Origin of the sequence: Acetobacter fabarum (genome assembly GCF_011516925.1) — a bacterium.
Lineage (GTDB): Bacteria > Pseudomonadota > Alphaproteobacteria > Acetobacterales > Acetobacteraceae > Acetobacter > Acetobacter fabarum.
Window position 1 is genome coordinate 474,027 of the sequence record NZ_WOTG01000001.1, and the last position, 23,954, is coordinate 497,980.

General features: G+C 61.6%; 18 protein-coding genes. 14 read left to right on the plus strand and 4 right to left on the minus strand.

The window, feature by feature from the left end:
* Positions 1-15 precede the first annotated feature (15 nt).
* Positions 16-2,211 (minus strand): ComEC/Rec2 family competence protein, encoded by a 2,196-nt coding sequence (locus GOB83_RS02235; protein ID WP_165925101.1) that lies wholly within the window; start codon positions 2,209-2,211, stop codon positions 16-18.
* Between the two features lie 38 nt (positions 2,212-2,249).
* Here GOB83_RS02235 and gltX point away from each other — a divergent pair, with 38 nt between their 5' ends.
* From gltX to GOB83_RS02285, 10 genes are all read left to right on the plus strand, one after another.
* Positions 2,250-3,656, plus strand: a complete 1,407-nt coding sequence (gltX, locus tag GOB83_RS02240) for a glutamate--tRNA ligase (protein ID WP_086645283.1) — start codon at positions 2,250-2,252, stop codon at positions 3,654-3,656.
* Positions 3,649-4,590 (plus strand): aspartate carbamoyltransferase catalytic subunit, encoded by a 942-nt coding sequence (locus GOB83_RS02245; protein WP_025827260.1) that lies wholly within the window; start codon positions 3,649-3,651, stop codon positions 4,588-4,590. The genes gltX and GOB83_RS02245 overlap by 8 nt, the downstream gene beginning before the upstream one ends.
* A complete protein-coding gene (locus GOB83_RS02250) occupies positions 4,587-5,879 on the plus strand; it encodes a dihydroorotase (RefSeq protein WP_165925102.1) in 1,293 nt (430 codons plus the stop codon). Before GOB83_RS02245 ends, GOB83_RS02250 begins: the two co-directional genes overlap by 4 nt.
* Positions 5,876-6,520 (plus strand): glycerol-3-phosphate 1-O-acyltransferase PlsY, encoded by a 645-nt coding sequence (plsY, locus tag GOB83_RS02255; protein WP_165925103.1) that lies wholly within the window; start codon positions 5,876-5,878, stop codon positions 6,518-6,520. Before GOB83_RS02250 ends, plsY begins: the two co-directional genes overlap by 4 nt.
* 33 nt (positions 6,521-6,553) lie before the next feature.
* Entirely contained in the window at positions 6,554-7,768 is a 1,215-nt protein-coding gene (dprA, locus tag GOB83_RS02260; RefSeq protein WP_165925204.1) for a DNA-processing protein DprA, read from the plus strand.
* Positions 7,769-7,797: 29 nt separating this feature from the next.
* Entirely contained in the window at positions 7,798-10,545 is a 2,748-nt protein-coding gene (topA, locus tag GOB83_RS02265) for a type I DNA topoisomerase (RefSeq protein WP_165925104.1), read from the plus strand.
* 3 nt (positions 10,546-10,548) lie between these two features.
* Positions 10,549-12,603, plus strand: a complete 2,055-nt coding sequence (locus GOB83_RS02270; protein WP_165925105.1) for an RNB domain-containing ribonuclease — start codon at positions 10,549-10,551, stop codon at positions 12,601-12,603.
* Positions 12,593-14,359, plus strand: a complete 1,767-nt coding sequence (locus GOB83_RS02275) for a S41 family peptidase (RefSeq protein ID WP_165925106.1) — start codon at positions 12,593-12,595, stop codon at positions 14,357-14,359. The genes GOB83_RS02270 and GOB83_RS02275 overlap by 11 nt, the downstream gene beginning before the upstream one ends.
* 8 nt (positions 14,360-14,367) lie before the next feature.
* Entirely contained in the window at positions 14,368-14,709 is a 342-nt protein-coding gene (locus GOB83_RS02280) for a DUF1491 family protein (RefSeq protein WP_086645387.1), read from the plus strand.
* A gap of 130 nt (positions 14,710-14,839) precedes the next feature.
* Entirely contained in the window at positions 14,840-16,072 is a 1,233-nt protein-coding gene (locus GOB83_RS02285) for an OmpA family protein (RefSeq protein ID WP_179290097.1), read from the plus strand.
* A gap of 94 nt (positions 16,073-16,166) precedes the next feature.
* Here GOB83_RS02285 and cysK read toward each other — a convergent pair whose 3' ends face one another.
* On the minus strand, positions 16,167-17,153 hold the full coding sequence (gene cysK / locus GOB83_RS02290) for a cysteine synthase A (protein WP_086645275.1): 987 nt from the start codon (positions 17,151-17,153) through the stop codon (positions 16,167-16,169).
* Positions 17,154-17,305: 152 nt separating this feature from the next.
* On the opposite strand from cysK, the gene GOB83_RS02295 reads away from it, so the two are divergent.
* Positions 17,306-17,755, plus strand: a complete 450-nt coding sequence (locus GOB83_RS02295) for an RrF2 family transcriptional regulator (RefSeq protein WP_086645274.1) — start codon at positions 17,306-17,308, stop codon at positions 17,753-17,755.
* An 84-nt stretch (positions 17,756-17,839) separates the two neighbouring features.
* Here the strand turns inward: GOB83_RS02295 and GOB83_RS02300 are convergent, their stop codons facing one another.
* On the minus strand, positions 17,840-18,382 hold the full coding sequence (locus GOB83_RS02300) for an Ig-like domain-containing protein (protein ID WP_095349050.1): 543 nt from the start codon (positions 18,380-18,382) through the stop codon (positions 17,840-17,842).
* Between the two features lie 392 nt (positions 18,383-18,774).
* Here GOB83_RS02300 and GOB83_RS02305 point away from each other — a divergent pair, with 392 nt between their 5' ends.
* The 3 genes from GOB83_RS02305 to GOB83_RS02315 all read left to right on the plus strand — a co-directional run bounded on the left by GOB83_RS02305 (position 18,775) and on the right by GOB83_RS02315 (position 22,323).
* Positions 18,775-19,293, plus strand: a complete 519-nt coding sequence (locus tag GOB83_RS02305) for a hypothetical protein (protein ID WP_086645272.1) — start codon at positions 18,775-18,777, stop codon at positions 19,291-19,293.
* Between the two features lie 94 nt (positions 19,294-19,387).
* Positions 19,388-21,412, plus strand: coding sequence for a DNA topoisomerase IV subunit B (gene parE / locus GOB83_RS02310; RefSeq protein ID WP_165925107.1), 2,025 nt, complete (start codon positions 19,388-19,390; stop codon positions 21,410-21,412).
* 11 nt (positions 21,413-21,423) lie between these two features.
* Complete coding sequence (locus GOB83_RS02315; protein ID WP_165925108.1) at positions 21,424-22,323, plus strand: EamA family transporter; 900 nt, start codon at positions 21,424-21,426, stop codon at positions 22,321-22,323.
* Positions 22,324-22,342: 19 nt separating this feature from the next.
* Here GOB83_RS02315 and GOB83_RS02320 read toward each other — a convergent pair whose 3' ends face one another.
* Positions 22,343-23,863, minus strand: a complete 1,521-nt coding sequence (locus tag GOB83_RS02320) for a complex I subunit 4 family protein (protein ID WP_095349053.1) — start codon at positions 23,861-23,863, stop codon at positions 22,343-22,345.
* Positions 23,864-23,954: the final 91 nt, after the last annotated feature.

Here is a 23,954-nt window from a genome sequence, read left to right on the forward strand (position 1 = left end):
ACGCCAGCACACACCTTATTCCGCCTGAGCCAGAGGCAGGGTGGGCATACCGTGGCCGCCGGGCTTAAGCACCCACAGCCGCTCCCCCCGTGTTTGCCGGTCACTGACCACCCGCACGCCCGAAGCCAGAAAAACCGCCTGTGCTCCCACGCGCCAGGCAGAAAAACGATCCAGCCGGACTGCAACATCGGGGCATGATTCCCTTAAGGGGGCCACGCTCACCACCAGATCAGCCTGCGCGCACAGGTCTGGGGGGAGCAGGCTGCGCCCGTCCGAGGGATCATGCACACGCAGCACCACTTCGTGCTTATTGCGGAGCAGGGTGCAGGTGCCCCCGGCATCGCCCTCCCCGCAGATCAGGCTGCCATCGGGTGTTTCGGCCGCCTGCTCTGCCGTGGTGGAAAAACCGGTTACAGGCATGGCCAGTGCCTGCGCCCAGGCAGCCTTTATGGCCCGCTCATCCCGCGCATGGCCCATAACCAGTATGGCCGCGTGGTCGCGCACCCCCATTAACTGCCCATCCGGGCTGATCAGGAGGTCTGGCCGGCTCACTAGCCATGGGCTCAGGGTGGCACACAGTACAACAGGCATGCCCCACCACCGCAGCCGCCCCCGCCACAAACACAGCCAGCACAGGCCCAGAAGCACACCGGCAAGCCCCCAGCCGGGCATGGCGGGCACCTCCATGCGCGCACCCGGCCAAGCTGCCACACTCCGCGCCAGCCACAGCACAACACGCACACCGGCATCCATCAGGTATAAAAAAGGGGCCTCTGCATGCAGGGGCATGGCCACCAGCGCCGCCAGCCCCAGCGGCATAATCCAAACGCCCATAAGCGGCACGGCCAGCAGGTTGGCCAGCACAAAAAACGGCTGCACCACCCCAAAATGGGCCATCACCACCGGCAAGGTGGCCGTGCCAGCCAAAAGGCTGGTCAGCACCAGCATAACACCATGCCGGGCCAGCCCGTGTCTGGCTCCCGTAAGCCCGGACAGGCGGCGGGTCAGGCGGGGTTGCAGGAGCTCATACCCCGCCACAAGCGCCATAACCGCGGCCATGGACATTTGAAAAGCCACATCCAGCACAACCTGCGGTGCCACCAGCAGCATAAGGGTTGCCGCCAGCGCCAGCCCCCGCATGGACACGGCCCTGCGCCCCACCATAAGCCCCAGCACCACAACACTGGCCATAAGCCAGCTCCGCACGGCGGGCAGGTGCGCGCCTGTAAGCAGTACATACCCCCCGCCCACACCCCATGCCACAAAAGCGGAAAGCGCCTTGCAGGGCCACCGCAGGGCGGCATATTCCCACGCGGCCAGCGCCATGCGGCAAACCAGCATGGCCGCCCCCATAACAAGGCCAAGGTGCAAGCCCGCTACCGCCAGCAGATGCGCAAGCCCGGAGGCGGCAAAATCTTCCCGCACATCCTGCGGAACGGCCTCTGCCCTGCCATCCAGCAAAGTGGCAACAACAGCCCCGGAAGGGCCGGGCAGAACAGCCCGCACACGCGCGTTAACCCGACCGCGCACGGTAGCCACCCCCTGCCAGAAGCCCGATACCCTGCCCTGTACCCCCGGCTCCACCTGCACGGGCTCCAGTGCATAACCACTTCCTGCCTGCCCGGAAAACCATGCCTCGAACTGCCTGTCCCGCCCACCGGGCAGGGCGGGAAAAGGCGGGGGCTGCAGCATAGTCCGCACCCGCACGCCATCCCCCGGCGCGAGCAGGGCCGAATCGTGTTGCACCAGCCGTATAGCCAGAGTGCGGCGCAGGGGGGCCATGCCATCATCTACAAAATCATGCAGAACCACCTGCGCAAGGGTCACGCGCCGTACCGGCTCCCCCTGCCCTGTGGACGCGGGAAAAAAGGCAACATCGCGCACAATGCCGGAAATTTCGGTACCCCGGCGGGGCAGTTCAGGCATGGGCGGTTGGCGGTGTGCCGCGCACCATGCTGCACCAAACCCCACGGCCAACGCCATGCCAGCCCCACCAGCCAGCCGCGCCACAAGACTCTGCCGCCAGTAAAAACAGGCCCCAAGGCACAGGCCCACTACCCCTGCGGGAACGCCCACACCACCGAGCAGCCCCGGCTCATACGGCCATAAAAAATAGGCGAGCGCCCCCAGCGCCAGCAGGACCGGAACCCACAGCACCAACCGCCTGAACTCCGCATCCAGCAACACCATGACAGACATCGGGTTCAGCATATGGCTCCCTGCGCCTGCGCGTGATAAAGAAGCGCCCCATGACGACCATCCGCACACGCTTTGCTCCGAGTCCGACAGGCCTGCTGCATATTGGCAACGCCCGCGCAGCCCTGTTCAACTTCCTCTTTGCCCGTCACCATGGCGGTCAATTCCTCCTGCGTATTGAAGATACCGACCGCGAACGCTCCACCCAACAGGCCGTAGATGTTATTTTTGCGGGTCTGGACTGGATGGGCATTACGCCGGATGAGGAACCCGTCTTCCAGTCCTCGCGGGAGGCACGCCACCGCGAGGTTGCACTGGAACTGCTTGAAAAAGGTCTGGCCTACAAGTGCTACTGCACGCCAGAAGAACTCAGGCAGATGCGCGAAGACGCCACAAAAAATGGCCTGCCCCCGCGCTATAACGGCCTGTGGCGCGACCGCGACCCGGCAGACGCGCCCGCAGGTGCCCCCTACGCCATCCGCATCAAGGCCCCGCGTGAAGGGGATGCGGTTATTGATGATCTGGTGCAGGGCGAAGTCCGCGTGGCCAATGTGGAACTGGATGACATGATCATCCTGCGTTCCGATGGCACCCCCACCTACCAGCACGCCGTGGTGGTGGATGACCACGACATGGCCATTACCCACGTGATCCGTGGTGATGACCACCTGACCAACACCTTCCGCCAAGCCATGATCTACCGCGCCATGGGCTGGGACCTGCCGCGCTTTGGCCACCTGCCGCTTATTCATGGCCCCGATGGCGCCAAGCTTTCCAAACGCCATGGCGCGCAGTCCGTGGTGGAATTCCGCGACATGGGCTACCTGCCCGAAGCCCTTTGCAACTACCTGCTCCGTCTGGGCTGGGGGCATGGGGATGCGGAAATCCTCTCGCGCGAAGAACAGATCAAGCTGTTCGACATTGATGGTGTGGGCCGTGCGCCCTCGCGCATGGATTACGCCAAGCTCGACCACATCAACGCCGTATGGCTGCGGCAGGCGGATGACGTGCGCCTGACGGATGACGTTATGGAACGCCTGAAAAAAGTTGAAGGCGTTAATGTGGACGAAACCACCCGTGCCCGTGTGCTGTCCCTTATGCCCGGCCTTAAGGAACGCGCACGCACACTGGTTGAACTGACCGAGAACGCCGCCTTCCTTGGCCGCCATGTGCCCCTGCCCATGAACGCCAAGGCCGAAAAGCTGCTCACCCCCGAAGGCCGCGCCCTGCTGGGTGAACTGGCGCGGGATCTGGCCGTGGTGGAACCCTTCAGCCCCGAAAACATAGATGCCGCCCTGCGCGCCTTTGCCGAGCGTGGTGGCCACAAGCTTGGTCAGGTTGCCCAGCCACTGCGCGCGGCCGTAACCGGCTCCAACTCCTCCCCCGGGATTGATGCCACGTTGCAGGCACTCGGCCGGGATGAAACACTGGCCAGAATAGGAGCCGTTCTGCATGGCTAGCTTTCCCGGCCGCCACACCCGGCATCTGCTCGGGCTGGAGGGCATGACGCCAGACCAGATCGAGCCGCTGCTGGATCTGGCCGAGAGCTATGCCCTGCTCAACCGCTCCCGCAAGGTCCCGCGCGATGTGCTGCGCGGGCGCACCTTGATCAACCTGTTTTTTGAAGACAGTACGCGCACGCGTACCTCCTTCGAACTGGCAGGCAAGCGGCTGGGGGCGGACGTGATCAACATGTCCGTCGCCCAGTCCTCGGTGAACAAGGGGGAAACCCTGCTGGACACCGCAGCCACCCTTAATGCCATGCGCACGGACCTGCTGGTGGTCCGCCACTCCCAGTCCGGTGCGCCCGCCCTGCTGGCCCGCAAGGTGGAAGCCTCGGTCGTGAATGCGGGCGATGGCATGCACGAGCACCCCACGCAGGCTTTGCTGGATGCGCTGACCATCCGCCGCCACCATGGCACTCTGGGGGGGCTTAAAGTCGCCATCTGTGGGGATGTCGCCCATTCCCGCGTGGCGCGCTCCAATATTCATCTGCTCACCACAATGGGCAGTTCCGTGCGCCTTGTAGGCCCGCCCACACTGGTACCGGGCAACCTTGGACAGCTTGGGGTGGACATCCACCACAGCATGGAAGACGGCCTGCGCGATGTGGATGTGGTGATGATGCTGCGCCTGCAGCGCGAGCGCATGTCCTCCGGGCTTATTCCCAGCGCGCGCGAATACTTCCGCTTTTTTGGTCTGGACCGCAGGCGGCTGGATCTGGCGCACAAAAACGCACTGGTCATGCACCCCGGCCCCATGAACCGGGGCGTGGAAATTGACAGCTCCGTTGCCGATTCCGACCAGAGCGTTATTCAGGAACAGGTGGAAATGGGTGTGGCCGTACGCATGGCCGTTCTGGACCGCCTTACACGCAGCAGGCAAACGCCATGACCACCGTTGTTTTTGAAAATGTCCGCCTGATCGACCCGGCCTCCGGGCTGGACCAGCCCGGTCGCCTGCTTGTGCGCGACGGGCAGATAGCCGGCATAGACAAACCCGGTGCAGAAGGCAGGCCGGAAGGTGCCGCCCATGTGGATGGGCAAGGTGCCGTGCTCTGCCCCGGTCTTGTGGACATGCGCGTGGAAATTGGTGAACCCGGTTACGAATACCGTGAGACCATAGCCTCCGCCACCCGTGCTGCCTCTGCCGGGGGGATTACCACCATTGCAGTACTCCCCACCTGCAAACCCGCCATAGATAACCCTGCTCTGGTCCGGATGCTCCGCGCCCGGGGGGAGGAAACCGGGGCTGTAACCATTCTGCCCTATGGGGCCCTGACCAAAGGGTGCGAAGGCAAGGAACTGGCCGAAATCGGCCTGCTGCACGAAGCCGGAGCCGTGGCCTTTACCGATGGTAACCGCGCCATAGACCCTTCCCGCCTTATGCGGCTTGCTCTGGCCTATGCCAGCGGGTTTAACGCCATGGTGGTGCAGCACCCCGAAGACCCATCCCTTGCCGGGTCAGGGTGTGCCACATCTGGCGCACTGGCCACCCGCCTTGGGCTTGCGGGCATTCCCACAGCGGCCGAATCGATCATGATCGCGCGGGACATCCGTCTGGCGGAACTGACCGGGGGACGCCTGCATTTTGGCCATGTCTCCACGGGAGAAGGGCTGGACCTGATCCGTCAGGCCAAGGTGCGCGGGCTGAACGTGACATGCGATACAGCCCCCCCCTATTTTGACCTGAACGAAAACGCGATTGGCGATTTCAGAACCTACGCCAAGTTCTCCCCCCCCCTGCGGAGCGAGGAAGACCGGCTGGCCGTATGTGCCGGGCTGGCCGATGGCACGATTGACGCCATTGCCTCCGACCACCACCCGCGGGATGCGGATGACAAGCGCCTGCCCTTTGCGCAGGCCGCAACCGGAGGCACGGGCATGGTGACGCTGCTGGGCGTAACCCTTGCGCGTGTGCATGATGGCACGCTGGGTCTGCCACAGGCCCTTGGCCTGCTGACCTACCGCCCCGCCAGCCTGCTGGGCGTGGAAGCCGGAACACTGGCCGTAGGGGCCATGGCCGACCTGTGCCTGTTTGCCCCAGAGCAGAGCTGGCTGGTAACAGCAGGCAAGCTCCCCGGTCGTGCGCAGAACACTCCATTTGACCGCCGCCCGCTGGAAGGCCGCGTACTGGGCACATGGAAGGCTGGCCAGCGCGTTTATGAGGCAGACGCGGCATGAGCGGGCAGCTTCCCTCCTACGTGCTGTGGCTTATGGCGGCCATGGCGTTCATGGGTTACGCGCTGGGGAGTGTTCCGTTCGGGCTGATCCTGACCAACCTTGGCGGTGCGGGGGATTTACGCAGCATCGGCTCGGGCAATATTGGCGCGACCAACGTGCTGCGCACCGGCCGCAAGGACCTTGCCGCCGCAACGCTGGGGCTGGATGCAGGCAAGGGGTTTCTGGCGGTTCTGATCGCATGGGTCATGACCTCACCCGATTATTCCGACCATACCGCATCTCTTGCGGCCCTTGCGGCGGTGGTGGGGCACTGTTTCCCCGTTTTTCTGGGCTTTCGGGGGGGCAAGGGCGTGGCCACGGGGCTGGGGGCACTGCTTGCCCTCTCCCCCATTACCGGGCTGGTCGGGTGTGCCGTGTGGCTGGGGGTTGCCAAGCTCTCCCGCATTTCCTCCGCCGGGGCGTTGGCTGCCTTTGTGGTCATGCCCGTTGTTATTCTGGCCCTGTATGGGTTTTCCTTTCAGGCTAGCCCAAAACCCATGGCAACGCTGCTGATCAGCCTGCTGGTCATTGCCCGCCATCATGAAAACATTGTCCGTATCCTGCGGGGGACCGAGTCCCGCATTGGTCAGAAAAAGGACTGACCGGCCTTTGTGCCGGTTGCTCCACCCTTTCGCATGAGCAGCCTGTATGCAGCCCTGCGCCTTGCGCGGACCGAGCAAGTTGGTCCGCGCACATGGCAGCGGCTGGTCGCGCAGTATGGCACGCCAGAGACGGCATTGGATGCCCTGCCGGGTCTGCCCGCCAGAGGGCGCACACGCCCCAGCATTCCCCCGCGGGACAGCATTGAGCGCGAAATTGAGAACACGCTGGCCCTCGGCGGGCAGTTCCTGACCCTGCTGGACCCGCACTACCCACCCCTTTTGCGGCATATTCCCGATGCCCCACCCGTACTGAGCATTCTGGGCGACCCCGCCTGCCTGAGCCAGCCGGGCGTTGGCATTGTCGGAGCACGCAATGCCTCGGCCCAGGGGTTACGGCTGGCCGAAAGCCTGGCCACGGAAATAGCCGACTCCGGCCTGAGCGTTATTTCCGGTCTGGCACGGGGGATAGACAGTGCCGCCCATCATGGCGCGCTTTACAAACAGGGCCTGACCGTTGCCGCCATAGCAGGTGGGCTGGACTGCCCTTACCCGCCCCAGAACACCGATTTGCAGGCACGCATTGCCCAAATGGGCGCAGTTGTGACCGAGGCGCCCCTTGGCACCGCCCCGCAAGGCCGCCATTTTCCGCGCCGGAACAGGCTTATTGCAGGGCTGGCCCTTGGCTGTGTGGTGGTGGAGGCAGCCCCCCATTCTGGCACGCTGATTACGGCACGCATGGCCGCCGATTACGGGCGAGAGGTCTTTGCCGTGCCCGGCTCCCCGCTGGACCCAAGGTGCAGGGGCAGCAATGATCTGCTGCGCAAGGGGGCCATTCTGGTTGAGCGTGTGTCCGATATTCTGCCCCATATTGCCGTAACTCCACCCCAAAACCCGCCTTTGGCCCTGAGCCGCACAAAATCCACGCTTGACCTGTTTGCATCTCTTCCCCCCTCCGCCACCACAGGCACGGAGGGGAAGGATTTTAAAAATTCACCACAAAAACAAAGCCTTGCGCATACAGCACCGACCTTGCCAGCACAGCAGCATGCAGCGCCCACCCCTGCCAGACAGCTGCTTGATCTTCTGTCCTTTACACCCATAGCTGTTGACGATCTTATAAGGCGCTGCCAGTTCTCGGCTTCTGTCGTTCTGGCCGCGCTCACCCAGCTTGAGCTGTCAGGTCAGGTGACCACCTATCAGGATGGTCGCGTTGGGCTAACTAACGGGCAGGCAGAAACGAGTAGGTAAGTGCTGCTTCCGGGCAGGTCGGAGAGAGTATGACTGACGTTGTTGTGGTCGAGAGCCCAGCCAAGGCTAAAACGATCAACAAATATCTGGGCGATGGCTACACGGTGCTTGCATCGTTTGGACATGTGCGCGACCTCCCCCCCAAAGATGGGTCCGTCCTGCCCGATGACGGCTTTGCCATGAAGTGGCAGGCCGATGAACGCGGCACAAAGCAGGTTGCTGCCATTATCAAGGCGCTCAAGGGTGCCAAGCACCTCTACCTCGCCACTGACCCGGACCGGGAAGGGGAAGCCATTTCTTGGCATGTGCGCGCCATGCTGGAGGAGCGCAACGCGCTCAAAGGCGTGGACGTGCAGCGTGTCACGTTTAACGAAATTACCAAAAGCGCCATCAAGCACGCCATGGCTCACCCCCGCGAGCTTGATCTGCCACTGATCGAGGCTTATCTGGCCCGCCGCGCGCTGGATTATCTGGTAGGCTTTACCCTCTCCCCCGTTCTGTGGCGCAAGCTGCCCGGCTCGCGCAGTGCTGGCCGGGTACAATCCGTTGCCCTGCGCCTGATCTGCGAGCGTGAGGCCGAGATCGAGGTGTTTAAGCCGCGGGAATACTGGAGTGTAACCGCGTCCCTGCTCACGCCGGGCAACGCACCCTTTACCGCGCGCCTGACACACCTGAACGGCAAAAAGCTCGACCAGTTTGACCTTGGCAATGCCGAGCAGGCCGAAGCCGCCAAACGCGCGGTGGAAGCTGAGGAACTGAGTGTCCGCTCCATTGAGCGGCGCAAGGTCCGGCGCAACCCGCAGCCCCCCTTTACCACCTCCACCTTGCAGCAGGAGGCATCGCGCAAGCTGGGCATGAGTGCCCAGACCACCATGCGCACCGCCCAGCAGCTCTATGAAGGCATGGAACTGGGGGGGGAAACCGTCGGCCTGATCACCTATATGCGAACCGACGGCGTAACCATGGCGCAGGAAGCCATCCACGCCATTCGCGGGCATATTGGCAGCAAGATTGGCGCAGACTACGTGCCCGCCCAGCCACGCCATTACACATCCAAGGCCAAGAATGCGCAGGAAGCGCATGAGGCCATTCGCCCCACGGATATTTCCCGCACCCCCGAATCCATGGCGCGCTACCTCAACAACGATCAGCGCCGCCTGTACGAACTGGTGTGGAAGCGCGCCGTAGCCAGCCAGATGGAATCGGCAACGCTGGATCAGGTAGCGGTAGATATTGCCGGCCCCTCCGCCCAGACCGTACTGCGCGCCAATGGCTCGATCATTACCTTTGACGGTTTTCTCAAACTCTACCGCGAAGGCCGTGATGATACCGAAAAAGCTGCGGCGGATGATGAGTCCCGCATGCTCCCGCCCATGCATGAGAAAGACCCCCTCAAGCGTGAGGACGTAGAGGCAGAGCAGCACTTTACCCAGCCGCCCCCGCGCTATTCCGAGGCATCTCTGGTCAAGAAAATGGAAGAGCTGGGCATTGGTCGGCCCTCTACCTATGCATCCATCCTGACCGTGCTCCAGGACCGCAGTTACGTTCAGCTGGAAAACCGGCGCTTTGTGCCCGAAGCCCGTGGGCGGCTGGTAACTGCGTTCCTTGTTTCCTTTTTCGAGCGGTATGTGGACACGGGCTTTACGGCCAGTCTGGAAGAACTGCTGGATGATATTTCGGACGGTCAAGCCCAGTGGAAGGAAGTTCTGGCCTCCTTCTGGCATGACTTTTCCAAAGCTGTGGGCGACACCAAGGAACTGACCATTACCGATGTGCTGAACGCACTGGACAAGGACCTTGGCCCTTTCTTCTTCCCCCCCCGTGCAGATGGCTCGGACCCGAGGCATTGCGCTGCATGTGGTACGGGGCGGCTTGGCCTTAAGCTGGGGCGTTATGGGGCGTTTATTGGCTGCTCCAACTACCCCGAATGCCAGTTTACCCGCCGGCTGACAGCCGAGAGCGCTGAAGATGGCGATGGCAGCAGCACGCTCAAGGACGGTATGCGCCTGCTGGGCCAGCACCCGCAAACCGGCGAGGATATTACAGTGCGGCAAGGCCCGTGGGGCCTGTATGTGCAGCAGGGCGAACCCGACCCGGCGGACAAAAAAGCCAAGCCCCGCCGCGCATCCCTGCCCAAAGGAATGGATGGCGCCAGCATAACGCTGGATCAGGCTGTTGGCCTGCTCTCCCTCCCCCGCCTTGTGGGCCTGCACCCTGAAACGGGCGAGCCGATAGAAGCCGGTCTGGGCCGGTTTGGGCCATACGTCAAAATGGGTGCGGTTTATGGCTCGCTCGACAAGGATGATGATGTCCTGACCGTGGGGCTGAACCGGGCAGTTGATGCGCTGGCCAAAAAGCTGGCTTCCATCCGCAATCTGGGCAACCACCCCAAGGATGGCGAACCGGTTATGGTGCGCAAGGGCCGGTTTGGGCCATATGCCCAGCACGGGCAGGTGGTTGCCACCCTGCCACGCGGCACGGATATGGACGAGGTCACTCTGGACGAAGCCGTGGCCCTGCTGGCAGACAAGGGCAAGCCGCTCAAGGCCAAGGCCGGAGCCAAAAAAGCCCCAGCCAAGAAAAAAGCGGCCGCAAAAACCACAACTGCAAAGGCCACCACAAAAACGCCGGCTAAAACTGGCACCAAAACGGCCACCAAGAGTACGACCAAAACCACAAAGGCCAAAGCCGCCGCCACACCAGAAGGCGAAGCCGCACCGGCCAAACCCAAGGCCCGCAAGGCCACCACGACAACGCGCAAAAAAAAGGCTGAATAACCCATGTCTGGCAGGTCTGAAGTTGCTGCCCTTCCTTCCAGCGCAGCACTTCGGGCCTTCCTGCTTGGCGGGGTTACCCCCGTTGGGCTGAGCGACATTTTGCGCGCGTTTGACCGCCCGATCCGCGACAAGGCACGCCTGAAGGCCATACTGCACACCATGGCGCTGGGTGGCAGCCTGCTTGACCTGCCCGCAGGACGCCTAAAAGCCTCCATCGGGCTGCCAGAAACCGCACGGGCGCGCATAACCCATATCCGCCCCGACGGTACCCCCTGCGGCATACTGGCCGATGACCCCGCGGCAACGCCTGTTGTTCTCAACACCCGCGCCCCCGACCTGCACCTCCCCTTACCCGGTGATCTGGTTCTGGCCCGCTTGCGCCCCGCCTGCGGTGCCCGCCGCAGGGAGGCCCGCGCCGAACGTGTACTGGCCCGAACGGGGGAGAGCCTCGCCTTTTCCCGCGCACTTGGGGAGGATGGCGCGCCAGTGGAACGGTTATGGGCCTGTAACCCGCAGATTGCAGGCACGTTCGCGCTGGCCACACCAGAACAGCATGCCCTGCCCGAACCGGGGGAAGTTGTTCTGGCGACCTTGCGCTCCATGCCAGATGGCACACTGGCGGCGGATACCCCCACCCCTTACGGCCGGGCAGATACCGCAGGCATGGCCAGCGCGCTCAGCCTGCTGACACACGCCATTCCCACCCGTTTTTCCGCAGCAGCGGAGCAGGAGGCCGCGCGCGGAGCCGCACAGGCCACAGCCCTGCACAACCAGCCCGCCCCCGCCGACCGGCACGACCTGCGCGCTCTCCCGCTGATTACGCTGGATGATGAAACCGCACAGGATTATGACGATGCCATATGGGCAGAGCCGACAGACACGGGTTTTCATCTTGTCATCGCCATTGCCGATGTCAGCCACTACGTGCCAGCCGGTTCGGCGCTGGATGAGGAGGCCCGCTTACGGGGCACCTCCATTTACCTGCCCGACCAGACCATACCCATGCTGCCGCTGGACCTGTCGGCCAATGCGTGTTCGCTCCTGCCTGGGCAGGACCGGCTCTGCCTGTTTGCCGATATTCTCATCACCCATGACGGCCATATGCAGGATGGAACAATCAGGCGCGGGATCATGCGCAGCGCAGCCCAGCTGAGCTACCACGATGCACAAAGCGCGCTGGACGGCAAAACCCTGCCCCCGGCCCACCCCATACACACCCTGCCGGCAACATTGCTGCAAACCCTTATGGCCGCGAGTAGTGCGCTCAATAACGATGCAACCAAACGCAATGCCATGCGTTTGGATGAAGATGCCTGGGTCGTTACCTTCCACCCCGACGGGCAGCCTGCTGCCTTTTTACCGCGCGAGCGCCTTGCAACCCATGATCTGGTTGCCAGCTTCATGATCGCGGCAAACACGCTCGCCGCCCGGATTGCGCATACAAACCGGCTTGCGGTTCCGTTTCGGGTGCATCCCGCCCCTACGGCCACACAGCCACGCCCGGCAGCACGCTACAGTGCCGTAGCTGGCCGCCATAACGGGCTGGGCCTGCCATTATACACCCATTTTACCAGCCCCATCCGCCGCTATGCCGACCTGCTGGTACACAGAGCCATAAGTGCTTGGTGCATGGAGCAAAATCCCCGGCAGGAGGGCACTCCATCTGTGGCCTGCGCGCCACCATGGGAGCAGGATCATGCATTGGTGTCGCACCTTAATTTTACCGAGCGCCGGGCCGGAAAAAGCGTTCAGGACTGCCAAAATCGGCTGGCGGCGGCCTTTCTGGTTCCCGACATAGGGCAAAACGTGAACATCCATGCCACCACAACAACACGGCATGGCCTTTGCGTGCGATTGACGAAAACAGGAACTCCGTCTTTGCTGCCGTGGTCTGCTTTTCCGGATTGCGCAAGGATGAATGACGACTCGCCGTACGGTGGCATTGCCGCCCGCTACACGCCCCTTATCCAGAACGGGGCACTGCCTGTGGCAGTTCTGCTGGCAACCTGCCCGGCGCGAGGCGTGTCCGTACTGGCGTCCCATACCCATGCGCGCTGAACTTCCCTTCCGCGGTTATGTCCGGGCCATAGTGCAGCACCAGTTGCTTGTGCCTGGCGTTGTGCTGGCCATTCTGCTCCTGTGCCAGCCCGCCACCCTGCATGCCCAAAGCAGCAGCGGCGGGCCTGTGCCCAGCCCACCGCCAGCAACGCCCCAGCCCGCGGCCCCAGCCCCCAGCGCTGCCCCGGCAGCTGAGGCCCCCGCCGGACCTGCACCCACCAGCCCGGCACCTGCTCCACCAGCCCAGCCCGATGTACCCGCGCCCCCGCCCCCCCCTGTGGTGGACATGCAGCTTGTGCATTCGGTCATTGCCACGGCACTGGAGTTTTTAGGCCCCCGTACACTTGAGCCCCATAGCAGCCGGGATTTTACCCTGTGGGGGCTGGGCTGCCTGACAGCGCTGGACCCTACGCTCACTTTCGATTCCCGCGGGACAAACATCCAGCTCCTTGCAGGCCCGCAACCCCTGCTCTCCCGCCCGGCACCACCGGCGGACAGCGTGGATGACTGGGCCAGACTGGCCACTGATTTTCTGGAAGCCGCCCGTACCCATTCCGCCGCTGTGCGTTCAGCCGAGCGGGATGATCTGTTGCAGGCTTTTTTTGATGAACTGTTCAACCATCTGGACCCATACTCCCGCTACATAGGGCCATCTTCCGCCAGTACGGACCGTGAGGCCCGCACCGGTGGGGAGGCCGATGCAGGCATTACTCTGGCCCAGAGCGGGCGGCATATTGTTGTGTCCGCCATTAACGCAAACGGCCCGGCATGGACCTCCGAGATTGATACGGGGGACCGGATCATAGCTGTTAACGGCCAGCTAACCGCCGGGCAGTCCATTGCCACCGTTACGGACTGGATTCGTGGACCAGAAGACAGTGCCCTTGTGCTGCGCCTGCTCTCCCCCGGGCGGCGGCGCGCACATACGGTTACGCTGCGCCGCTCCAAAGTGCCGCCAGAAACCGTGTTTGCTTTTGCCAGCGGCCCTATTGTGGTGCTCCGTGTAACCGCTTTTTCCTCCGATACGGCGGAGGAGATGAGTCAGTATCTGGACCAGGCCACACAGGACAAGAACCTGCGCGGCCTGATTATTGACCTGCGCGGCAACCGGGGCGGTGTGCTGCAACAGGCCGTAACCGCCGCAGCCTTGCTGCTTGACCACGGTGTGGCCGCCGTAACCAGTGGGCGGGACCCACAATCCAACCATATCTGGGCCGTGCAGGGTGGGGACATGACCAACGGCCTGCCCATTGCCGTTCTGGTGGACGGACGCACCGCCAGTGCTGCGGAAATTCTGGCCGCAGCGCTGGCTGACCACCGGCGCGCCGTGGTGATCGGTAGCGCCACTCTGGGTAAGGGGCTGGTGCAGACCGTGGCGCAGCTCCCCGATGAAGGCGAACTGTTTGTCACGTGGAGCCGGGTCATCGCCCCCCTGCACTGGCCGTTGCAGGGGCTGGGCGTTATGCCCCAGATCTGCACCAGTCTGGGGGAGGCGGATACAAACCACGCGCTCCACACGCTGGCCAGTGGCAAACTGGCCAATCAGGCGGCCATAACGGCTTCCCGCGCGGCGCGTTACCCGTTGAGTGTTCCCAGTATTCTGGCTATTCGCAAGGCATGCCCTGCCGCACTGGGCAATGACCGCGACATCAGCGTTGCGCGTGACCTTATTAACCACCCCGCATGGTACAAAACCGCCATTACCGCCATTCCTGATGATGTGGCCGCCGTACCCCAGATGTCCGCTGCACCATGAAGGATGACATGACCCCTCCCCCCCGCCTGCGCACGGACCTTGTAGCCCGCGCACTCATCCGTCAGGCCGGGCTGGATGGCCGCTCGGCCATGCTGCTCCGCAGGGGCGACCCGGATGCTGGTGGTATTCTGGTAATATTACTCGGCCGTAACGGAGACGGTGTGGTACTCACCCAGACCCGCACACCCGAGGGAGAGGCCGCGTGGATGCGTGGCACAGGCACAACACCCGTAAACGCCGAACAAATTCAGGCCTATGTTGACCGGCAGCTCAAATACGACCCGGACCTGTGGGTGCTGGAGGTTGAAACCGTGGACTTCAGCCCTCCGTTTGAAGCAATACTGATCTGACAAGAAAGGTAGGTATTGTGGCTTAACCCACACGCCTGCGGTATTTATGACGCATAAAATCCACAAGTTTGGGAAAACTCTGGCTTCTGCCTGTTGCGTCATACACAACTTTACAGCAAAGAAGGCAGGCATGTGTGCCCTCGTACCATCCAACGCCATACGTGATGTATCGCACAACCTTTGCCACAGCAGGGAGAAGACCATGAAGCCGCGCCGTATACTGCTTGCGCAAACGCTGCTTTCTGCGCCGCTTGCGGCTGGCCTCCTGCTGTCCGCCGTTTCAGCGCATGCGCAGCCTGTTCAAGGCCTGTATATTGCCGGTGAAGGGGGCGGGACCCTCAATCAGGATCAGCGCGTTAGAAGCACACCCAACTTCCCCGACGGTCGCGACCGCTGGAAAGCTGGCGCGGTTGGAATCGGCTCTGTGGGCTGGGGGCTTGGCAACGGTTTTCGTGTTGAGGTCGAAGGCAACTACCGCAGCATGGACTATAACCGCCTTGTGAACAGCAACGTGACCACAAAAGGGGATGGCCGCCGCCAGACCTATGGCGTTATGGTTAATGCCCTGTTTGACCTTGATATAGGCAAACCGTGGCTGTTCCCCTATTTCGGGGCTGGCGTTGGTTATGGCTGGACCTCCACCACGGCATCGCTCGTGGGGCATAATGCTTCGGGCGGCACCACCATGCAGCGTATGGGTGGCACTTACGGCAACGCCACCTATCAGGGCATTTTTGGCCTATCCTTCCCCGTTCCCTGGGTTGTCGGCCTGTCTGCCACGGCGGAATACCGGTTCTGGACCATGTTTGGCCCGCAGTCCCATGGCGTGACCTCCACGGGGGATATTGGGGGTACACAAGCAGTTATTGGCGGAAGCACCACCTTTAACGGCACCCACAAGACGGCAACGGACTTCAACCATTCCATGATGCTGGGCCTGCGGTACGAGTTTAATCCCGCACCCCCGCCTCCCCCGCCAGTGGCCAACACCCCGGCCCCGGCTCCGCAGGCCGCACGCAGCTATCTGATCTTCTTTGACTGGGACAAAGCCGACCTGACCGACAGGGCACGTTCCATTGTGAACGAAGCCGCGCAGGCCGCTACCCATGTTGCCCTAACCCGTATTACCGTGTCGGGCTATACGGATAACTCCTCTGCCCATCCGGGCCAGAAGGCGGGCGAAGAATACAACATGAAGCTCTCCATCCGCCGCGCAACGGTTGTTAAGGCCGAGCTTATGCGGGATGGCATTGCAGGCTCCACCATTGATATTCATGGTTATGGGGACACGCACCCACTGGTGCAGACGGCCCCCAATACCAAGGAAGCCCAGAATCGCCGGGTGGAAATTATCTTCCGCTAACAGACAGGTTTTTCCCCTGCCTTAAAAAAGCCCGCCCCAATATGAGGCGGGCTTTTTTTATACCCAGAACAACATAGCCAAAGCCGGAAAGAGCTTACAGCCCCGAGAACAGGGAGGTGGAGAGGTAACGCTCGGCAAAAGAGGGGGCTATGGCAACAATGGTCTTGCCTGCGTTTTCCTTTTTATGGGCCAGTTGCAAAGCCGCGTGCAGCGCAGCACCGGAGGAAATACCAACGGGAATACCATCAATCCGCGCGCAGCGTCTGGCAGCCGCAATGGCCTCACGCTCAGAGACAGTCAGCACCCCATCAAGCGATTTAAGGTGCAGTGTTGCCGGGCAAAAACCCGGGCCAATGCCCTGAATACCGTGGGGGCCGGGTTCATCCCCGTTCAGGATGGCACTTTCCGCCGGTTCCACACCAAAAACCTGTATGCCCTTGCGCCGGGGCTTGAGCGATTCCGCAATCCCGGTTGCGGTTCCACCCGTACCAACACCGGCAACAACAATATCGACCTTACCTGCCGTATCTTCCCAGATTTCCTCTGCTGTGGTGGCGGCATGCACGGCGGGGTTTGCGGGGTTGTCAAACTGGTCGGGCATCCACGCGTCGGGCGTTTCGGCCAGAATTTCGTTCGCGCGGGCAATGGCTCCTGCCATACCAAGGCGGGCGGGGGTCAGTTCCACCTGGGCATCCATCAGCCGCACCATGCGCCGCCGCTCGATAGAAGCACCTTCCGGCATGGTCACGATCAGCCTGTAACCCCGTGCAGCGGCCACAAACGCCAGGGAGATGCCCGTATTGCCCGATGTGGGCTCCACCAGCAGGGTGCGGCCGGGTGTAATTTTACCCCTGCGCTCGGCATCAAGCACCATGGCTGTGCCGATTCTATCCTTGACCGAGCCGAGCGGATTAAAAAATTCCAGCTTGAGCAGGACACGGCTTGTCAGCTTGTCTTCCTGCATGATGCGCGGCACGGCAACCAGAGGGGTTCCACCCACCACATTCAAAACCGAGTCGTAAACTCTCCCACGAGGCGCTGCAAAGCCGTAACCCTCGTTATCGTGCGTTGTTGATGGCATTTGGTCCCTACCTGAACTGTTTAAATGTTCAACTGTCTTATAATACGAATTTACAACGTAGATAAACAGCCATTCCCCTGCTATAAGCACTCAACACAGCAAAGCTGGCACATCATACGCCAGACCGTAAGCCAAGCAGGAAGGACCTTGCGATGATTCTTCGTCGTGACAGAGCAATGACCGCTGTTCTCATCATGCTGGACGTTGCTTTCCACGCAGGCCGCTCCAATGCGGTAAGTGCTGCCGATATTGCCGAGCGCTCCGGCCTGGCCCGCCGGGGGATTGAACCGCTGCTTCAGGCACTCTCACGCTCAGGGCTACTGGAGAGCATCCGCGGCCCGCGTGGGGGCTACCGGCTGGGCCGTCCCCGGCGGGATGTAACCCTGATCAATATTATTGAAGCAGTTCTGAACGATGACCCCGAAGGCAGCGATGGCCCGCAAGGCCCTCTCTTCCACAAGGTTATTGAACCCTGTTGGAGCGGGTTTGACACCAAGCTGACAGAACAGATGCGCCAGACCACGCTGGATGAACTGGTGCGTCAGGCCGAGGATGCCGGTCTCAAACGCCCGCAAAGCGAGCCCATTACCTTTTCCATCTGACCTTTGGCGACAAGGTTGGTCCGGGCATAAAAAAAGCGGTGCTGCTTACGCGACACCGCTTTTTTGCTGATCCGGAGGATCTGCTCAGTTCTTGGTAGCTGCTTTGGCTGGGCGCGCAGCCCGCTTTGTCACCACCTTCTTTTCCGCAGCAGCAGGCACAGGCGCGGTCACTGCAGGGTGGGGGATATACACACCCGTTGCATCAACCTGTGCGGTAACCGTCAGGCGGGTACGCTGCTGGCCCGGACCGGGGATAAGGATAACCGTAAACCGGTCCTGCCCCGCGTAACCCTGTGTGGGCGTGTAGGTTACGTGTGTGTCGTTATCCAGCGTGTACAGGAACGCCTTGCCATGCTCGGGAGCAGGAGAAGCCCCAAAGGACAGGTAGGGCTTGCCATCAGGCTGGGAGACCAGCACCTCACACAGCCCGTCATCGGAGCGGACCGTCATAGTGGTGGAAAGCTGGCCGTCGGCCTCTTTCTTGATGGGGGTCGTGCTGCACACGGCAGATTTTTTGAGATACCCAAACGGATTGGGAGATCCGACATGGACAGGGCCCACGGTTGTCGCGCAGCCGGCAAGCATGCCAGCAGTTAGCGTCAGCCCGGCAATTCCTCGTAAGCGCACTCCACAGCTCCGCTTCATTCTTGTTAAATCAACCATAAACCCAGTGCGTTCCATTCTGGTTAAAGGGATAAGCCTTTGCCTGCTGGGCTCACCAGCACAACAGGCCATAACGCCGCATGAGTCGTTCTTGCCTTTAAATCATCCCGCCGCAGGAAGGAAGAGGCACGACCCGCACCTTTTGGCACCCCTGCCTCTCTGTTTACAGGCAGGTGCAGTAAAAACATTGTTTTGCCACAACACAGCACTAACGCAGCAGGGCAGCACACGGCCATGTATGCATAATCCTGCCATGTGCCCCCATGGCGGGAAATGACGGTATGACAAATTAGGCCGTTTCTTTCCTGCCTGAATAGGCTATTGCGTTGTGCAGCATCTGTCGGAGGTCCTACCGTATGTTCCTTTCCCGTCTTTTTGCCGCGGGTGTTCTTGCCGCGGGCGTTCTGCATGGTTCCGTTACTTTTGCCGCCAGTCCGTGCGGCCATTCCCCAGCACATGAAGCCTTTAACGTGCAGGGCCTCAAAAGCGAGCTGATGGTAACCGCCCTCTCGTGCAGCGCGCAGGACCGCTACAACGCGTTTGTTGCCAAGTTCCGCACCGTTCTGCTGAACGAGGAAGACAAGCTTAACGGCTACTTCCGCTCCACCTACGGCCGCACCGCACAGCGCGAGCATGACGATTATATTACCCAGCTGGCCAACGTGCAGTCCGAGCGCGGGTTGCAGTCAGGCACCATCTTCTGCCAGCAGCGCATGGCCATGTTTGATGAAGTGAATGCCCTGGACACCGGAGAAGACCTCTCCAATTATTCCGACGCCAAGGATGTTACGCAGCCTGCGTCGTTTGAAACATGCGCAGCGCCCACCACCACACGCGCCCCTGTGCGCCGCCGGGCTACCCACAAAGCCGCATAATGTTTGTCAACCACAGGTGGCATACCGGGGTTTTGGTCCCCGGGCTGCCTCTGGTGCTTGACGAATCAACGCCAAAGCGGGACAGACTTCCCGCATGAGCGATCTGTTTTCCGCCCCCACACCGCCCCGCAAATCCGCCAGCGCCTCCGCCCGCCCCAAAGCGCCGGACAATCAGGCGTATGACGCCAGCGCCATTGAGGTGCTTGAGGGGCTGGAACCCGTACGCCGCAGGCCCGGCATGTATATTGGCGGAACAGACGAAGGTGCCCTGCACCATCTGGCCGCAGAAATTCTTGATAACTCGATGGATGAGGCCGTGGCAGGCCACGCCAACACCATTGACGTGCATCTGGCCCCCAATAACTGGCTGTCCGTGCGGGATAATGGCCGGGGTATTCCCGTTGACCCACACCCCCGCTTTCCCGACCGCTCGGCGCTGGAAGTGATTCTGACCACGCTGCACGCGGGGGGTAAGTTCTCGGGCAAGGCATATGCCACCTCTGGCGGGTTGCATGGTGTTGGCTCGTCCGTGGTCAATGCCCTTTCCGCCCGCATGGATGTAGAAATCGCGCGTGACCGCACCTTGTGGCAGCAATCCTACGAACAGGGCAAACCCGTAAGCGCATTGCAAAAAGCGGGGGCAGCCCCCAACCGGCGCGGCACCCAGATTACCTTCCAGCCGGACCCGGAAATTTTTGGCACGCATGTTTTTGTGCCCTCCCGCCTGTACAAGCTCTGCCGTTCCAAGGCATTCCTGTTCCGTGGCGTCACCATCCGCTGGTCGTGCGACCCCTCTTTGCTCAAGACGGGGGATGAAACCCCGGCAGAAGCTGTTCTGCACTTCCCCGGTGGTCTGGCCGACAGTCTGGCTGATGAGCTTGGCCCCGATGCCCCCCTGCTCACCCCTTTCTGGTCGGGGGAAGCACCCCTGCCCCCGCAGGCGGATGGAACAGATAATGGCAAGGTAGAATGGGCCGTTGCCTTTCTGGAAAGTGGTCCGGCATCCCTGATCTCCTACTGCAACACCATCCCGACTCCACAAGGTGGCACGCATGAGACCGGGTTCCGCAACGCGCTGCTCAAGGGGCTGCGCGCATGGGGGGACCAGCGTTCCATTAAAAAAGCGGCCAGCATTACAGCCGAAGACATACTGGGCATGATTGCCGCCCGCCTGTCCGCCTTTATTCGGGACCCTCAGTTCCAGGGCCAGACCAAGGAAAAGCTGACCACGGCCGAAGCCAGCAAACTGCTGGAAACCGCCCTGCGCGACCGGTTTGACCACTGGCTGGCCCAGAACCCCCCGCAGGCGGATTCGCTGCTCAGCTTTGCCATTGACCGCGCAGAAGAGCGCCTGCGCCGCCGTGAACTCAAAGATACGCCGCGCAAAAGTGCGACCCGCCGCCTGCGGCTGCCCGGCAAGCTGACCGACTGCACCAAGGAACACGCACCCGACACCGAAATTTTTCTGGTGGAAGGGGATTCGGCAGGCGGGTCCGCCAAGCAGGCCCGCAACCGTGAAACACAGGCCGTGCTCCCCCTGCGCGGCAAAATCCTGAACGTGGCAAGCGCGACAACCGAAAAACTGCGCGCCAATCAGGAACTACGGGATCTGATAGAAGCACTAGGTTGCGGGTCGGGTGAGCGCTTTGACCTGACCAAGCTACGCTATGGCCGCGTCATTATCATGACCGATGCAGACGTGGATGGCGCCCATATTGCCTCCCTGCTCATGACGTTCTTCTACCGCGAACTCCCCGAGCTTATCCGCAACGGGCACCTGTATCTGGCGCAGCCCCCGCTCTACCGGCTTACACAGGGCGCACACAGCGTGTACGCCATGGATGATGCGGACCGGGAACGCAAAATGGCGATCCTGACCAAAAAGCGGGGCAAGATTGATGTCTCCCGCTTTAAAGGGCTGGGGGAAATGCCTCCGGCGGACCTGAAGGAAACCACAATGGACCCACGCAGCCGCACCCTGCTCCGCGTGGTGGCCCCACCGGAAGACCGGCTTTCCACGCGTGAGCGGGTGGAAAGCCTGATGGGCCGCAAACCCGAACTCCGCTTTGCTTTTATTCAGGAACATGCCCGCTCGGTTGATGAGTTGCTGGACATCTGAGCGGACAGCCCATGAGTAGGCCCATTTTTTCCGTTAAGGAGCGCCTGTCTGCCCTGCTGCAGGTTGTAGGGGGCATGCTCTTCCTGCAATTTGGCTCCTCCTATGCCAAAATGCTGTTCCCCACTTTTGGGGCGGCGGGCATGGTGGGGCTGCGCACTTTTTTTGCCGCCATTATGCTGATGCTGTTCTTCCGCAGCTGGCATAACCTGTCACGCAGGGTGCTTCTGCTGGTGCTGCCTTATGGGCTGTCACTCGCAGCCATGAACTATTTTTTCTACCTTTCCCTTGGCCGCCTGCCTTTGGGCACAACTGTAGCGCTGGAGTTTACCGGCCCCCTTGTGCTGTCCTTCATCCATACCCGCCGCTGGAGCGATGTGGTGTGGACCAGCCTGACCGTGCTGGGGCTTGTTTTGCTGCTTCGCCCCGAATCAGCCGTTCGGCCAGACCTTATTGGTATTCTGTTTGCCCTGCTCGCTGCTGTGTGCTGGGCGCTTTATATTATTTTTGCCCGCAACATTGCTGGCAAACTGCCCTCTGGTCAGGCGTGCTCGCTTGGTATGCTATGTGGGGGGGCTGCGGTTTTTGTGCCCTGCACCGTTCCCGCATTATGGGTGGGGGTGCATGCACCGCTTTTGCTGGGGCTGAGCGTTGTGGTTGCCCTTTGCTCCTCCGCCCTGCCCTACACTCTGGAAATGAGTGCAATGCAAAAGCTCTCGGCCCGCGAGTTTGGGGTGCTGTGTAGCCTGGAACCTGTTTCCGCAGCGCTGGCCGGAGCCATATTGCTGCATGAGATTCCATCCCTGCTACGTTTGTGCGGTATTTTCTGTGTGGTTCTGGCGTCCCTCGGCACTGTGCTGATGCCCCAGGGGAGCAATACCACAGTGCCAGACGGCCCAACCCTGCCGGAATAATCCGTCCTGTGGCCTGCCGTTACCGACTGGCCAGATGCAAAACCGGGTCATGGAGAGTGGAGGACGCAACGTTAACTGCGTTTGCGTGCACGGCCTGCATGATCATCGGATCAAAAATCCGGGTGAATGTGCCCGGGTGGACCCCCATCCACAACGTGACCACCGCCAGCGGCACCAGCACGGCGAGTTCCCCCACCGTTAGGTCACGCAACAAGCCAACCGTGCCACGCACGCTACCAAACAGAACCCGACGATACAGCGAGAGCATGTAAACCGCCCCCATGATCATGGTGCCACCAGCCAGCAGCGCCACCCAGATGGAAACGTGAACAGCCCCCATAAGCACCAGCAATTCGCCCACAAAGGCCCCGGTGCCGGGCAGGCCCACATTGGCCATGGTAAACAGCATGGCCAGCAGGGCCAGCACAGGCATTTGCCGGGCAACACCACCCAGAGCGTCAATCTCCTGCGTTTCCGCCCGCCATGCCACTGCTGCCACGCAAAAGAACAGGGCTGCAATAACCACACCGTGCGAGAGCATCTGGAAGATGGCGCCATCTATCCCCTCTGCCGTCAGGGTAAACAGGCCAACCGCGATCATGCCCATATGGGAGAACGAGGAATAGGCGATAAGCCGCTTCATGTCCGTCTGGGCGAAGGCCACAAACGCTGCGTACAGAATGGCCACCACACCAAGGGCAAGCACATAGGGTGCAAACTGGCGCACGGCATCGGGGAACATCAGCACGCCAAAGCGTAGCAGCCCGTAAGCCCCTGTTTTGGACAGCACGCCAGAGAGCATGGCCGATGCCGGTGTAGGGGCTTCCGTATAGGCATCAGGCAGCCAGGCATGGAGCGGAAACAGAGGGAGTTTGACGCCAAAAGCCAGCAGAAAAGCCAGCAGCAGCCAACCCTGAAGGGAGTGCGAAAAACCAGCATGCATAAGGGCCGGAATATCCGTAGTCCCGGCGTGCAGCCACATGGTGATCAGCCCGACCAGCATGAACAGCGAACCGCCAAAGGTAAACAGGAAGAACTGAAGCGATGCCCAGACCCGCTTGGCCCCGCCCCAAATGCCAATCATCAGGCAGCCGGGAATAAGCGTTGCTTCGTAAAAAACATAAAACAGCACCAGATCCTGCGCGGAGAACAGGCCAAACAGGGCTGTTTCCAACAGCAGCATGGCGGCAACAAAGTCCCGCCCCTGCGTTTGCACGCTCCGCCAGCCTGCCCCAAGCGCCAGTGGCGTGAGAAAAGCGGTGAGCAGGATAAAGACCAGACTGATCCCATCCACCCCGGTATGGTAGGAAATACCATAGTCGCTCAGCCAGCGTAGCCGGGTTTCAAATTGCAGGCCGGGCTGGCTGGGGTCAAAACCGACCCACATCAGCACGCTCAGCCCAAACGTGAGGAGCGTAGTCCACAACCCCAGCCAGCGCGCCGTGCGGTCCCGCTCCGGTCCCTGACCGGGGCAAAGAAAGGCCGCAACCGCGCCTGCAAGGGGAAGATAGGTTATCAGCGAAAGCAGGATTGGCTGCACGGCTTAACACCATCCGGGTTTAATGACACTTTTTTAAGACTGCGCCTTTTTAGCGCATGAGGCCAGCGTGGGGCTGTTCACGTTCCGCCGA

Coding starts and splice junctions, on each gene's coding strand:
- GOB83_RS02275 (WP_165925106.1), top strand. CDS start 12,593: ATGCGCGCTGAACTTCCCTTCCGCGGTTATGTCCGGGCCATAGTGCAG.
- GOB83_RS02285 (WP_179290097.1), top strand. CDS start 14,840: ATGTGTGCCCTCGTACCATCCAACGCCATACGTGATGTATCGCACAAC.
- dprA (WP_165925204.1), top strand. CDS start 6,554: ATGAGCAGCCTGTATGCAGCCCTGCGCCTTGCGCGGACCGAGCAAGTT.
- GOB83_RS02305 (WP_086645272.1), top strand. CDS start 18,775: ATGTTCCTTTCCCGTCTTTTTGCCGCGGGTGTTCTTGCCGCGGGCGTT.
- plsY (WP_165925103.1), top strand. CDS start 5,876: ATGAGCGGGCAGCTTCCCTCCTACGTGCTGTGGCTTATGGCGGCCATG.
- GOB83_RS02315 (WP_165925108.1), top strand. CDS start 21,424: ATGAGTAGGCCCATTTTTTCCGTTAAGGAGCGCCTGTCTGCCCTGCTG.
- parE (WP_165925107.1), top strand. CDS start 19,388: ATGAGCGATCTGTTTTCCGCCCCCACACCGCCCCGCAAATCCGCCAGC.
- GOB83_RS02235 (WP_165925101.1), bottom strand. CDS start 2,211: ATGCTGAACCCGATGTCTGTCATGGTGTTGCTGGATGCGGAGTTCAGG.
- GOB83_RS02270 (WP_165925105.1), top strand. CDS start 10,549: ATGTCTGGCAGGTCTGAAGTTGCTGCCCTTCCTTCCAGCGCAGCACTT.
- GOB83_RS02280 (WP_086645387.1), top strand. CDS start 14,368: ATGACCCCTCCCCCCCGCCTGCGCACGGACCTTGTAGCCCGCGCACTC.
- GOB83_RS02295 (WP_086645274.1), top strand. CDS start 17,306: ATGATTCTTCGTCGTGACAGAGCAATGACCGCTGTTCTCATCATGCTG.
- topA (WP_165925104.1), top strand. CDS start 7,798: ATGACTGACGTTGTTGTGGTCGAGAGCCCAGCCAAGGCTAAAACGATC.
- GOB83_RS02245 (WP_025827260.1), top strand. CDS start 3,649: ATGGCTAGCTTTCCCGGCCGCCACACCCGGCATCTGCTCGGGCTGGAG.
- gltX (WP_086645283.1), top strand. CDS start 2,250: ATGACGACCATCCGCACACGCTTTGCTCCGAGTCCGACAGGCCTGCTG.
- cysK (WP_086645275.1), bottom strand. CDS start 17,153: ATGCCATCAACAACGCACGATAACGAGGGTTACGGCTTTGCAGCGCCT.
- GOB83_RS02250 (WP_165925102.1), top strand. CDS start 4,587: ATGACCACCGTTGTTTTTGAAAATGTCCGCCTGATCGACCCGGCCTCC.